Origin of the sequence: Modestobacter sp. VKM Ac-2982 (assembly GCF_026967935.1) — a bacterium.
Lineage (GTDB): Bacteria > Actinomycetota > Actinomycetes > Mycobacteriales > Geodermatophilaceae > Modestobacter.
Map to the genome: position 1 here is coordinate 499,553 of NZ_JAPVBL010000002.1, position 13,316 is coordinate 512,868.

Genomic DNA, 13,316 nt, shown 5'->3' on the forward strand with positions numbered 1-13,316 from the left:
GGCGCCGAACATCTCGACACCCATGCCTGCGCGTCGGAAGCTCCAGCTCGCGCGCTCTGTCATCGCCGTGACGCGCGCGCCGGCGGCCACGGGAAAGCTCTACGACTCCTCGATCCGGTCCTCGAGTTCTACTCCGAGGATCTCGGCCCATTCGTCGTCGGCCTGACTGGGGCGGTCAGCATGCTGGTGTCAGGCGGCTGGACCCCGGCGGTTCCCCGGAGATCACTCCGGGGATCGAAGCTACCGTGCAGCTAGCCGAGCGTCTTGAGATCGTGTCGCCGAGGCGCTGACCCCGGGGGGATGCCGATGCTGACGTTCAACGACCTGCTGTCCCTCGAGGGTGTCGACCCGGCGAAGGTCCGCCTGGTCCGACACCAGGACAACCGGGTGAAGGCCGGCCGGCTCTACGAGGCCTGGCGCAACGACAGATCAACGTTCGAGCGGTACCAGAGCGTCCAGCAGCGCAGCCTGTTCGACGTGGGCGACCTGCTCGCCAGCTTCATCGTGACCGAGGCCCGCAAGACCGTGTTCGTCGGCCTCTACGAGGTCGCCGGCAGCAACACTTGCCCGGCCGGCAACGTGGACGCTCTGACCGGCGTCGACGTGTCCGGCTACCAGAGCTACGACCTGCGGCTGCTCGAGCAACTCGGCGGCTACACCGACAAGATCGTCATCGACTGGGGGGCCGGCACTCGGAGCTGGGTCCAGCGAGCCGCCAATCAGCCGAAGCCGGTCCTCGAAATTGCCGAGCAGTACGAACCCCGTTTCCCCGGCTTCCGCGAGTTCGTCCGACCGGTCGACGACATCCCCGCCCTCCCGCACGGCTGGCAGCAGGTTCTGCGCGCCGTGAAGGGCGTCTACCTGCTGGTCGACGTCGAGTCCGGACAGCAGTACGTCGGCTCGGCGAAGGGTGCCTACAGCCTGCTCGGCCGCTGGCTGGAGTACGCCAACGGCGGTGACGGCGGCGACGTCCGGCTCAAGGCCGTCGCCCGCCACGGCCGCCGGCACTACCAGGTGTCAGTGCTCGAGGTCGTCGACGGCAACACCCCCGACGACACGATCGAGCAGATCGAGTCGTACTGGAAGTCCAAGCTGCTCACCCGGCGGTTCGGTCTCAACGCCAACTAGTCAGCAGCGAGGTGCACCCCTGTGCGCCGGGAAGCACTTCAGCGGTCGAAGCCGGTGTCCGGGACTGCCCCCGGTTCGGTTCACCGTAGACCCATGCGGAAATAGCCGGGCGGCTGAGGATGTCGACCAGCTGGCCGGCTCCGGTCCTTCAGGGATCGAGCCAACGTGCCGACGTCAGAAGCAGGAGAACCCCCACCGGCCTGATGACCGCGGGGGTTCAACTCGGTGTCCGAGGGGGACACCCTACATACGCACACGCCTCCGGCTCTGAGACGCAGGCCCTGACCTGTCACCTGTTCGTGCAGCACTGCCCTGCCCGCCGACGACGCCGACGGACTCCGCCTGCGCTGACCCGCATCGCCTGAGGCGCTGGTTAGCCGTGAGACCAATGTGGCGGCTTCCTAGCCGAGCGTGCGGTGGACCGCCCGTATGCGGTGGAGACTCCGCTCCGTGACCCGGAGGGGGAGAGCATGGCCAGCTCGACGCACGGCCCGCAACAGTGGCAACAGCCACCGGTGCACCAGATCAGCTCGTGGCAGGACGCCGAGATCAACGCCGCCAGCTGGATGCGCCACTGGGGCCATTCGGACGCCGCGGTGACCAACGGCGGTGCCGACGGGGGGATCGACGTGCGGTCTGAGCGCGCACTGGCTCAGGTCAAGTACTTGGCCGCGGCGGTCGGCCGGCCGGACCTGCAGCGCTTGGGCGGGGTGGGGCTCGGGGAACCGGGCAAGCAGCTGTTCTTCTTCAGCGGCACGGACTACACGGCGACGGCGTTGGAGTACGCGGACGCCACGGGGATGGCGTTGTTCACGTACCGACTGGATGGGTCGATGGCGCCGGCGAGTTCAGCGGCCCGCCACGTCATGCGGGTGTCGCCTCATCCACAGTCTGTTGCACGTGCGGCTCCGGCAGGAACGGCAGCTCCGGCGCGCATACCCCTGCCGGTCCGGGAACCGTTGGGCTGGAAGGAGCGCTGGAAGGCAGGCGGCTGGTACCTGGGGGTGCCCATCCTCAGCGCTGGCGTGTTCGCCGCCGTGCCGTTCTGGCACGCTCAGGCGCGGCTGAACCGCCCCGAGTTGAGGTCTTTGGCGGTCGCCTATTCCGTCGCCGGAGTTGCGATCATGGCGGTACACGGGGTCACACCCAAGGACGCCCAGGGCGATCCGGTCGGTGCTCTCGGCGGCATCCTGCAGACGATCGCTGTGCTGTTTGCGTTGGTCGTGGTCATCGCTGCCTGCGTCAAGCTCACCCAGGTTCGCCGGGAGATCTTCCAGCGACCCGGCTGGGAGAGCCCCGTAGTCGACCTGCACGCGGACCAGGTGACGCAGGCACGGGCTCGTCGGGCCCAGGCTCGGTCACTGTGGGTGAACGACCCTGCGGCGGCACGCGAGCTGGGGATTGGCCGCCCCGACCTCGGCCGGGGCTATGACGACGGCGGCCTCGTCGACCTGAACACCGCACCGGCGGTGGTCATCGCATCGGTGTGCGGGGTGGATCCGGTGCTCGCCGACGCGATCGTTGCCGCGCGTACCCGCCGGAGCGGTGTCTTCTATGGCCTTGGGGAAGTGCTCATCGACGTCGCGGTTCCGTCGTCAGTGGAGGGCGAGCTTCGCGAGCGCACCGTCCTCTGAGATCCGCCGGGCTCTGGCATTCCCGGGTGCTTCCAGCTGTTGGCTGACCGAGAGCCTGGCCTCAGGGGCAGCAGCGCAGACGGTGTTCCTTCGCGTTCGACGGAACGGAACGGGACTGCCCCCCAGGTGCAGTTGACCGTTGCCCTGAAAGCACCCGAGAAGCAAGGCCAACCGGGCCGGCGGAGGCGGTCCTGCGCGCATCGAGCGAACGTGCCGATACCAGGGAGAGAAGAATCCTACCGCCAGTGAGGCTGTGGGGGCTCAACTTGGTGCCCGATGAGGGACAGGATAGATGCGCCCACGATTCGATTCGCCTCAAGAGGGTGCCGCGCCGTCGCCCACTAATGGCCCCACGTGGGAATGCCAAGATCGCATGAAGCTTCGGGAGGAAACGCTGTGACCGACGTGCCATCAGATGACGCCTTCAAGGCATGTGACGATGACGCAGCCGCCAAGGAAGTCGTCGAGAGTCAGCGCGACGAGCTGCGCGAGTTCGTCAAGACGCTCAGCCCAGACGACATCCGGTCTGGCAACTGGTTCACCAAGCTGCTCACGCACTCGCTTGATGCCTATACCCAGAAGGTCAACTGGGCGTACTTCGAGGACAAGTACGCCGGCGTCCCGGCGGACGTCATCGTCGACCAGCGCGTCAAGATGGCCGCGAGGTATGCCGCGATCGAGGGTGGACTCTCCGCCAGCGCTTACACCGCCGCCATCGCCGCGACGCTGGGAAGCGTCGGGGGAGCGAGTCCTCTAACTGTCCCGGCCGCGCTCGCCACGGGCATGGTCGACGTCGCGTTCGTGACCCAGCTCCAGCTTCGCCTGGCCTATGACATCGCGGTCCTCTACCGAGTGCCTCTGAACACCTCCGACCCTGAAGACCTCTGGAAGCTCATTCGGGTAGCGCTCACCATCCGCAGCGGCGAAGCCGTTCAGGAGGGAGTCCTCAAGGTGGTGCCGGCACTGGTGCGGCAGGTGATCAAGAAGTACTACAAGGGACCAGTTCTTGCCGCTGGCAGGGGGCTTCCCTTCGTCGGCAGGCACCTGCTCCAGCGCAACGTCATCAAGATAGGGATTCCCCTTGTCGGCGTCCCGCTCGCTGTAGTCGTGAACCGCTACACGACTCTCATAGCTGGTCGGCACGCGCAATCCGTTTTCCGTAACGAAGCTCGGGTGATCGAAGTTGCCGATAGGTTGAGTCAGCGCAGCGACCACCCCCATCTGATGCTGTGGATCGCCTGGCTCGTTGTCATGTCGGACAACAAGATCTCCGACGATGAGGCGCTGTTGATGCGCCACCTAGTGAGACTGACTCGCCAGCATCATCAGGTCATGGACGAGCAGCTCGCGAGGCTCGTCGAAGTCGACCCGGCCGACGTCTGGGCACGCGTCGAAACCGAAACTGGAGACCTCAGCGACGTCCTTGAGGCCGCGACCCGCGTGGCCGAGATCGACCACCCGAGAAACTCGCAAGAGCAGGCCGTCATCGACGAGCTACGACGGCGATGCTCGCCTGTCTGAGGACTCCGAGATCCCGAAGTCTCGAACGCCTGGAAGATCGATGCCTCGCTCTTGCGGGCCAGGACGATTAGGCCAAGACGGAACTCCGCCGGGAACGGCGTGGGAGCCATGCCGATCCCCCCCAGCGGGGCCAAGGTCTAACAGGCGAGAAGTCAAACGAACCGGGGGAAGGCCCAGACACGCGCCTACCGCGGCCTGGGCGATCAATCCGGCGAGTCAACTGAATTCGGGCGGTCCGGCCGCCTCGCGGTGTCGCTGGGGTTGGGCGGTCTCAAGCGACCGGAGGGGCCCGAAAAACCTCGGCTCAGGCAGATCAGACTCAAATGGTCGGTGGCCCGACCTATTGTCCCTGCCGATGACTCACACCTTGAACGAGCGGCGGCGTGCGGCCGCTTGGAAGATCCACACGGACGTATTGCCCGTCAATGCCAAGATCCCGGCGCCCTACGTCGGAAAGGACGGCGGGGCGCTCGGTACCGCGTTGCCCTTCTGCCTTCCCAGCAAGTTCGCCGACCACAACTTGCTGCCCGCGGTCCGCGAGGCGGCGCTGGCCCTGTTCGCGGAGCTGGAAGTCCCGTGGCATGCCGGGATCGCCGGGGGGCCTGGTAACCACCTGCTCTCCTCCCAGGTGCAGTGCGTCAATGCCTTGATGCCAATGGTGAACGACCCGTCTCGTGTCGCTGTGGCCTTCGGGGCGGTGGTGGACGTCGGCGAGGTGTTGGAGACAGAGCCCGGGAGGTTCCTGACGTTCGAGTACATCGGACCCGAGGACTTCTTCGGTGAGGCGCCTGGAAGGGAGCGGATCCGCGGCGCGCACTGCACCAGCGTCGATGCGGCGTTCCTGCACTGTGCAGCTGATGGCGCCGGTGAGCTGGTGCTGGTCGAGTGGAAGTACACCGAGTCCTACCGTGTCCGGAAAGCGGATTCGCCGCGGGACGAAGTTCGCCGTGCTCGCTACGCCGCTGCGGTCAACGACCCGACGGGGCCAGTGCGTGGCGATCTGCTCGCCTTCGAGCACCTGCTGGACGAGCCGTTCTACCAGCTCACCCGACAGCAGCTCCTGGCCCACGCGCTGGAGCAGTCAGGCGTCGCCGACCGGGTGAGGGTCGTCCTCGTCCTCCCGCCGGCGAACGATGCCTACCAGCAGTCGCTGGCCCGCCCGGAGCATCGCGACTTGGGTGCCACCGTCTCCGAGGTGTGGCATCGACTGCTCCGCTCACCGGACCGATTCGCGACGCTCGATTCAGCGGTCTTCTTGGATCCTGGTGTCACCAGCGTGGAGTACCGGCTGCGCTACGCACCCGACGTCGTGTGGAACCAGACCAGCCTGCTTGAGCTTCTCCAGGTCGACGACGCGGATGCCGTCGGCGACGTGCTGGACTGGCCTTGGGACGTCGAACTGCACGAGGGCGGTGTCGACCTTCGCCAGGGCATGTCCGGCACTGGGCTCGCCTACCCGTTCCGGCTTCAGGAACTGATGGCCCTGGCTGCTGAACTAGAGGCCGAGTCCGAGGCCGAGCCCGACTCCCCCCACTTCGAGGACGTCGTCGAAGGCAAGGGTCAGGTGAGGATCGACCACGCTGGCCTGCTCGAAGCGCTCGCCGTGTGGGGAGCCCGAGACGTGGACGACAGTCCCGACTACGTGAACTCGGTCTCCGGCGTCGTGATCCGGTGTGTCTACGAGGGACGCCGCACGGTTGCAGTCGGCAGCGATGCGACGACCGAGCAGTGCATCGGTGCGGTCCTCGACCTCCTCGACGTGCACCTGCACGAGGGCAGCACATACCGGGGCGCGCCGGTCGATGGGGACAGGGTGTCCGTCGTCCTGGGCGAGCGGTCCAACAGCGAGGCGCTGGACGCGATCGGCACCCTGCTCCACGCCATGCGCGGTGGGCCGTCGATCGAGGTGCTGGTGACCGGCGCGGGGGAGAAGCCACTGCCCCTACCTCTTGCCGCGGCCGACTTCAGTGGCAGCGCCAAAGCGCAGCAGTACCTGGAGCTGATGGAAGCCCTGGCGCCCCAGCCACCGGCACTTCTCACCACCGTTCGACAAGGCGTCGGCAGGGAAGAGCTCAGGGCCTATCCGATGCTGACGGCCAACCCCTGGTGGTCCCTACGACTGGAAGGCCTGGAGGTCGGCCGGTTCCGGGACAACTACGGCTGGCTCGACGTGGGCGCGGTCGGGAAGACCGGCAAGATCGGAAAGGCCCGCAGCGCCTGGGTCGAGGCCGTCGCCGATCCGACCCGTGTCCACGTCACCGAGGACTCATCGTCGATCGCGGCCGCCATCGAGGCCCTGACAGCGTTCGCCGGCGTCTGGCTCGGGCCGGTCGGAGCAGCGCGGCAGGAGCCGGACAAGCAGAACGAGCACGCCTTGGAGTCCCGCATCCTGCGAGGTGACTGTCTGGTCACGGTGAACGGCAGGCGGCTCGAGCTGCTGCAGAGGGACCCGGTCGTCAACTGGGGCAGCCAGTTCCCGACCCGCTGGGGTCACACGAAGGGGAACGCAGCCCGGTACCTCGACGCGCTCCTGAGAGACGGCGACGTCCCGTGGGCTGTCGAGATGAAGGTCCGGGGGTCCGGCGGCGTCGGCGGCTACTACCGGCACGCCGTCGCCCAGGCCGTGCTCTACCGACACTTCATCCGCAGCGCCGAGGCGTTGCAGCCTTGGTTCGCCGCCCACGGCCTGGACCAGGGAGCCTGTCGCACCGCCGTCGTCGTTCCCGATCTTGACAGGCAGCCGACCTGGCGTCACCGCCTTCGGGCAGTGTGCCGCCTCGTGGACGTCGAACTCGTCGAGGTGTCCCACCACTACGCAGCTCTTAGGTGACTGCAGCTGGGCCTACCCGTAGCCGAGCAGACGCTCTGCTTGGACTCCAGTGGCAGGCTTCCTTACGGGGCCCGCAGATCCGGCGCGGAGGCTGGTTTGTCCACTCGGTCGGTGCCGCCCATGCTGTGCACTCGGTCGGAGTATGGAGCAGCCAAGGCCGCATCCGGGCTGGCGTCGTCGGCGGGCAGTGACGAGGGGGAGCCATGCGGGTGCAGTGCGTCTTCGAGACTCGGGCGACGCCTGATCAGGTCTTCCGCGCCTTCACCGACTTCACCCCCCGTCGACTCGAGACCTGGCGGGACACCCTCAAACCGGAGAACTACAGCCTCCACTCGAGCGGTGCCTCGTGGGCTGTCGTTCGGGAGGGCAGTCTGCGGATGGGCGTCGTCCTTCCATACGAGTGGCCCGAGCCGTACACCGTGCGTTGGACGATCCTGGAGAGCAACTTCTGCGCCTGCGCCCACGGCACTGGGGTCCTCACCGTTCAGGCGGCCGCCGACGGTGGTGCGCAGGTGGACATCGTGATCGAAGAGCGCGGGGGGAAGGGAGTCCTCGGCCCGTTCGTCCTCGGCCTCAAGAGTCTCGTCGGACCAGCGGTACTGCGCGCGGCCTCGAAGCACACACTCGATCGCATCGCGGACGAGCATCGGCCCTTCGGCCGAGACCAGATGGCGAGCCCCGTACCAGGCCGTGCCCTCGGTGAGTGGCACGTTGGGGACTGCCGCCGGCTCAGTTGACTTTCGCCTGTGCGGGACGACCAAGGGGTGTCTGAGCATCAAGGCCAGCCGACCGAGGTGGTCCTTCAGGCATCGGGCGAAGTGTCGAGACAGACACCGAAGAACCCACAACGGCCTGACGGCGCTGGGGGTTGAACTCGGTGTCCGAGGGCCGACACGCTACACAAACACACGGCCCCCTGGCTGGTCATCGAAACCCGACTGTCGGCCAGTAAGCAGACCGCCTCGCCATACGTAGTCCACCTCAGCCATGTCGATCACCCCCGTTGGGGACGCGCCCCTAAGGCCACAGGACATACCGTGCCGCCGTACCGCCGCACGGCGGCCGCGGCGAAGTCCCACTGAGCCGAGCTATGCGAGAGATGGGAGACACAGTCATGGGCCTGATCCGCAAAATGATGTCGGTGTCCTCTATGGGTGTAGTCGACTTCCGGTCAGATAAGGAACGGACCGCCTCGTACACGAAGGCTGCGATGAAGGAGGCAAAGAAGCAGACTGAGCTCCAGCGGCAACAGGCTGCTCAGCAGGCCCAGCACCTATACCTGGCGCAGCGGGACGCTGCACACCCGGCGCATCAGACCGCCGTCGAGCAAGGCGAGTTCAGCGTCATACTCGTGGCTGGCGGCGTGAGGACTATCCAGGTGATCAAGGAGGTCCGCGCCCTCACCTCGCTCGGGCTAGGAGAGGCCAAAGACCTGGTCGAGGCCGCGCCCGTGGCTGTCCTGGAGAAGGTCACTAAGGACACCGCGGAGAAGGCCAGGGTCGTACTCGAGCGCGCGGGTGCTGCTGTCACGGTCAGCGCCGCGCCCATACCCCCAGTCGAGGCGGGCACGGTCCACCCGAGCGCAATGGACGAATTGGGCAAGCTCGCCGAGCTCCGAGCCGCCGGCGTCGTGTCCCAGCAGGAGTTCGATGACGCGAAGGCTCGGCTTCTCGGCTCTCTCTAGCCAGGTTCGGTCTACTGGCCGGGCCGGTTGGTCAAGCGCGTGATCGGTGGGCGGTTGCCGATCGCGGGATGGGGGCGCTGGTTGTACTCGTTCAGCCAGGCCGCAGGGGCGAACTGTTCGCAGTCGACTGCCGACGTTGCAGGCCGTCGTGTAAGTGGGTAGTTGCGTGCGAGGGGTGACCGCGGGACGAGTCGTGCCGAGAACGTCGGCGTCTGCCGAATAGATCGAGTCGGCCGAGGGCCGTTCGCCTCACGGACGGCCGGTGTCAGGTCGAGCGGACGCCGTCGGCTCGGTCAGCAGTTCGCTGGTGCGGATCATCTCGTCCAACAGTTCCGTGACTGTCGCGCGGATGGCAGCGACCTCGTCGGCCATGTTTGCGAGACCGCGGTCGGCGGGGCCGTGGCCGTGTGCGACCTCTACGGCGAGGCCATCGATCTGCGCGGTGATTGCGGCCACGCGTTCGAGGTCGGTGAGATTCCGCAGTTCGTCGGAGAGCCGGGCGGCCTGATGGCGATAGCGAATCAGCGCATCGGCGCGTCGTCCGAGCTGACGAGCGGCTCGCTCCCAGGTGAGGCGTTGGCGCTCCCGGAGCTGGGCGGCGGAGCCAACAGGCCGTGAACCGAGCGACATACGGGCCCGGTGGATGCGCAATGCCATGCCGATGATCTGGTCGACCTCGGCCTGACCGTCGAAGGTAGCCCGGCTGCTCGCCAGGTACGGCGAGTGCCAGGAAGGTTCGCGCACTGTCTCCATCCATGCCCGGCTAGCCGCGCCGGCGACCCGAGCCCCCGTGGAATCAGTCCTGGCCAACAATTGCTCCGGAGGCGGCTGCGCCGGCACCACCGGCATGCCGGTCTGGTAGCCGGCCAGGAGCAGAAGGGCACCGAAGGGTCCCAGCACGCACACCGACACGACGCCGGCGACGTCCTCAGAGATGAGCCGGAACGGAGCTCCGAGGAGCGTGGCGAGGAAAAAGACGGCGACCCAGGTTCCCCACTTCTGACGGCTCGTCAGCTCACGCCAGACCAACCCGACCCGGAGCAGAACCTCTGCCATCCACGCGCGGCCTGGTGCGTGCCCGCCCGCGGGTGATGACCAACTGTCCATCGGTGAGGCAGCGCTGCGGCCAGAGAGGATCTCCACCGGCGTCCTGGTGCCCGATCATGCCGCGCTCCCGGCGTGCTTTTCGGCGGGCGGATGCTCGAGTTCCGATGAGGTTTGTCTGCTCTGCCTCGTCCGCGATGTCCTTATCGTCCGAACTGGCCTTGCGCAGACGCTGAGAGCCCTCCTGGGGGCCGAACATGGCTCCGACTACGCCATCGGCTGTCAGAGGCCACCTATAACGATCATGAGTTCTGTCGGCTTCCCAATGCTGGACATCCCTGCATCCGAGGAGCTCGCTGGGCCGGCCCCCATGAACGCCCCGATCGTGGGGCTCGGACGGGTCGAAGCGGGACCTGGCGTTGACCGACTTGATGAACTGAGACCGATGGATCGTCAGTCCCGAACGACCGCTATTCACGTGTCGGATCACCCATGCCTGCGTCTTTCCGTTCCACGAGCCGTTCATCATTGATCGCGTCGAACAGAGCGCGGCCCATCTCCAAAGCCTCCTCGCGGCTAGGCGGGCGACCTTCCGGTCCGGCGACGTAGTGCCTGGCACGCGGCATGTCGGACGCAACGTCGAGTCCCGGAGGCCAAATGGTCGGAGCGCTGCCCTTCAATGACTCGGCACCCTCTCGCGTCATCCGACAAACCCCCAGCTGCATGAGCCGCAGGGCTTCCTCCTCGCTGATGAGATGCTTGCCTGGTTCCCCCCAGTAGACCCAGTCGGCTGCGGAGGGAATGTCGGCGAGGCCAATTCCTGGCACGAACATGCGAGGTAGACCGTCATCAGCGACGGCGAGGACACCGTAAGGCTCCGGATCGTCTCGATCCTGGAGCGCCCAGTACCTAATCGTCATCCACCTCTCCGCGGTCACAAGTTAGAAATCTCCCCGCACAGTGTTGTGCGCTTTTCGGACTGGAACCGGGCCGGCCTGAGTGCGCCATGCATCTACAATTCGCCGCGCGCGTCCAACTCCAGCCAGCGGTCCCACTCGGGGTCGTAGGGCTCGCCGTTCTGGTCGGCCGTGCGCTTGTAGTAGGCGACCTGCTCGATCAGATCCTGGCCCGTCGGCAGCTGAGTTTCCTCAGGTCCCGTGTACGGATCGAGGGGCTTCCAGGTCATGCTCCACCTCCGACGGTCATTCAGGCGACGACTTGCAGCGCTTCCGGTGAGGCACCAAAGAGCGGCTTTGCCTTCGTTTTCCACATCAAGTCCCACCTCTGCGCCGCTCGTTCGTGGCCGCCCGACTGGCGTCACGCCGAGGACGGTAACGAGTGAGACCGGCCTCCGAGCCTCCAGCCGGAAGTCTCGGCGACCATCGATTCAAGGGCACAACCCGTTCAGGTGAAGCGCCGCGGCGCTCGCGCGCGTACCGGCCGCTGAGCCTCGGGTGAGCTCGGGGCGAGCTGTCAACTTTGCGAGCACCGGCCCGCGAAGCCAGCGGGCGCTTCGGCCTCGTCCGAACCTTTTGGCCGTCATCGGTGGGTGGCGCTCGCGGCCGGTACCTCGTTGGCCTGCGGCAGGTGCCTGGGACAACGGCAGATCGACGGAACGTCGGGAAGTGTGACTCGGTCGAAGGCGGAGGCCACGATCAACTCGTCAACGGCTCGGTGGAGGGCGTCAACGATGGTGTGGCCGCCCAGGCGGTCGGCGACCGCAGCCTCGACGGCCGTGTAGTACCAGAGCAGATCCAGCGAGGGCGCATTGAAGGTCGACCAGAACTGGGGTCCGTAGGTGCGCAGGTCCCGCGTGATGGACCCAGCGTTGTGGATCTTGTCGGCGGCAGTGACGACCAGCGCCTCGTCGGACTTGGCCTCGGCATTCCGCAAGCCGACAACGTAAGCGAGTTTGCGGTCCCGCCAGCAGGGCTTGCCGCGCTCGTCGTCATTGACCGTGTCGCTGCAGGCCTCGACCATTTGGCGCACCGACTCCCCGAACTGCTGACCGATAGCCTGCAAGACTTCTGGTCCCTGTCCTTCCGCGGCGTCTTCCACGGCGTCGTGCAGCAGCGCCGCAATAGCCTGGTCCTCGCTTGCGCCGTGCTCGAGCGCCAAGGAGGATACGCTCATCAGGTGGGAGAGGTAGGGGACTCGGGACCCCTTGCGGAAATGGAACCGGTGGCGCTCGAACGCAAACTGCATTGCGTCGTCGAACTTCTTCGTCAGGGCTCCTGCACCTAGGCGCTCCCGGGTGTTGAGGCTGAGGTGAATCGTCGTCATCGAGCTCCTTCGGTGCAGGGTCGCTGTCGCCTTATTCATACCGACCCCGTCTGACATTCCACCGGCTCGGCTGCGGATCGGGGAACGATCTCGGGCATCCCGCCCGGTCCGCCGAAATCAGAAGACGTGCACGGTGGAAAGCCCCGTCTCGCGAAGCAGCCGCTCGAGTTGATACGACCCCGCACCGCTCCACCGTGCCGCTAACTCCTCGATTACGCCTGCGGCCGGGTCTGCGCCCAGGATCTGGAGCAACTCCGGCAGCTTGTCGGCGGCAACGACCTGCACCCACTCGTACTCGCCGTCCGAGCTGACGGGCGCGGTGGCCGGGCCGTAGTCCTCTCCCTCGAGCACCAAGTCGCCCGACTCGTTGAGCTGCGCCCGCAGGTACCGCGAGTCGTCACCGTTGCGCTCTGACCGCAAGACCACCATCCGGTTCGTCACTCCCTTCGTGCCGATGCGGGTTTCGTGTCACGTAGCGATTCGCCTCCGATCGGCTCTCAAGGCCGCGGGATCGATGCCGAGCGTCCCGCCTCAACGGAGGAACCGCTGGCACTGCGGACAGGCCCACTGCGGGGTGGGGCCGCGCTCCATCAGACAGCCGGCGAGAACAACCTCCCCCCGCTCCGCCGCCGCGTAGGCCTCCCCGGACGGGAGGCCGTAGACGAGGGGAAGTCCCCGGGGTGCTTCCGGACAATCCGGGCAGTGTGGGGCGGCGCGACGGTTCATAACGACCACGCTATGGGCGATCGCCAGCAGAACCACGGCCTTTCGCCCGCTTGAGGGAGGCCAAGGGGGGCGTGGACCGAGCGACTGCCTGGCTCAGGAGCCAAACACGACCGCCGGTCAAGCCGTGGGCAGAGGACAGGTGACGAGCGCCGGCGGCGGCTCGACGGCCGGTCGTCGAGCCAGCCCGTGACCTCCTGGATGTGCCAGCGGAAGTCGGGTGCCAGGGCGCGCAGCTACCGACCCGGCGCTGCTCAACAACGAAGTCGCAGCCGAGCTCAGCAGGAGCGACCAATTCAGGCTCGACGCGGACATGTGTGACGTGGTCAATGCGCTGCTGACAGCGAAGGCAACGGCCGACCGACTTCTAGCGCAACCTGCCACCCCGCCTCACCTGCCACCCCGCCTCACCTGCCACCCCGCCTCACCTGCCACCCCGCCTCACCTGCCACCCCGCCTCACCTGCCAC

The 13,316-nt window shown here is 66.8% G+C and carries 11 protein-coding genes; 6 read left to right on the forward strand and 5 right to left on the reverse strand.

What is annotated here, in order from left to right; translation table 11 throughout:
* Positions 1-306 precede the first annotated feature (306 nt).
* The 6 genes from O2W20_RS09295 to O2W20_RS22675 all read left to right on the forward strand — a co-directional run bounded on the left by O2W20_RS09295 (position 307) and on the right by O2W20_RS22675 (position 8,797).
* On the forward strand, positions 307-1,128 hold the full coding sequence (locus O2W20_RS09295) for a GIY-YIG nuclease family protein (protein ID WP_269185494.1): 822 nt from the start codon (positions 307-309) through the stop codon (positions 1,126-1,128).
* Between the two features lie 470 nt (positions 1,129-1,598).
* Positions 1,599-2,762 carry a restriction endonuclease gene (locus tag O2W20_RS09300; protein ID WP_269172911.1) on the forward strand — a complete coding sequence of 388 codons (1,164 nt, stop codon included), beginning with the start codon at positions 1,599-1,601 and terminating at the stop codon, positions 2,760-2,762.
* A 396-nt stretch (positions 2,763-3,158) separates the two neighbouring features.
* A complete protein-coding gene (locus O2W20_RS09305; protein WP_269172910.1) occupies positions 3,159-4,283 on the forward strand; it encodes a hypothetical protein in 1,125 nt (374 codons plus the stop codon).
* A gap of 355 nt (positions 4,284-4,638) precedes the next feature.
* Complete coding sequence (locus tag O2W20_RS09310) at positions 4,639-7,113, forward strand: PGN_0703 family putative restriction endonuclease (RefSeq protein WP_269172909.1); 2,475 nt, start codon at positions 4,639-4,641, stop codon at positions 7,111-7,113.
* Positions 7,114-7,322: 209 nt separating this feature from the next.
* Positions 7,323-7,850, forward strand: a complete 528-nt coding sequence (locus O2W20_RS09315; protein WP_269172908.1) for an SRPBCC family protein — start codon at positions 7,323-7,325, stop codon at positions 7,848-7,850.
* A 377-nt stretch (positions 7,851-8,227) separates the two neighbouring features.
* A complete protein-coding gene (locus O2W20_RS22675) occupies positions 8,228-8,797 on the forward strand; it encodes a ribosomal protein L7/L12 (protein ID WP_331254106.1) in 570 nt (189 codons plus the stop codon).
* A gap of 249 nt (positions 8,798-9,046) precedes the next feature.
* On the opposite strand, the gene O2W20_RS09330 is transcribed toward O2W20_RS22675, so the two are convergent.
* The 5 genes from O2W20_RS09330 to O2W20_RS09350 all read right to left on the reverse strand — a co-directional run bounded on the left by O2W20_RS09330 (position 9,047) and on the right by O2W20_RS09350 (position 12,553).
* Positions 9,047-9,853: a hypothetical protein gene (locus O2W20_RS09330; protein WP_269172907.1), complete on the reverse strand. Its 807-nt coding sequence runs from the start codon at positions 9,851-9,853 to the stop codon at positions 9,047-9,049.
* A gap of 458 nt (positions 9,854-10,311) precedes the next feature.
* The gene (locus O2W20_RS09335; RefSeq protein WP_269172906.1) at positions 10,312-10,761 is read right to left on the reverse strand and encodes a hypothetical protein; all 450 of its coding nucleotides are present in this window, start codon (positions 10,759-10,761) and stop codon (positions 10,312-10,314) included.
* Positions 10,762-10,853: 92 nt separating this feature from the next.
* Complete coding sequence (locus O2W20_RS09340) at positions 10,854-11,027, reverse strand: hypothetical protein (RefSeq protein ID WP_269172905.1); 174 nt, start codon at positions 11,025-11,027, stop codon at positions 10,854-10,856.
* A gap of 353 nt (positions 11,028-11,380) precedes the next feature.
* Positions 11,381-12,124 carry an HD domain-containing protein gene (locus O2W20_RS09345; protein WP_269172904.1) on the reverse strand — a complete coding sequence of 248 codons (744 nt, stop codon included), beginning with the start codon at positions 12,122-12,124 and terminating at the stop codon, positions 11,381-11,383.
* A 117-nt stretch (positions 12,125-12,241) separates the two neighbouring features.
* A complete protein-coding gene (locus tag O2W20_RS09350) occupies positions 12,242-12,553 on the reverse strand; it encodes a hypothetical protein (RefSeq protein WP_269172903.1) in 312 nt (103 codons plus the stop codon).
* Positions 12,554-13,316 lie beyond the last annotated feature (763 nt).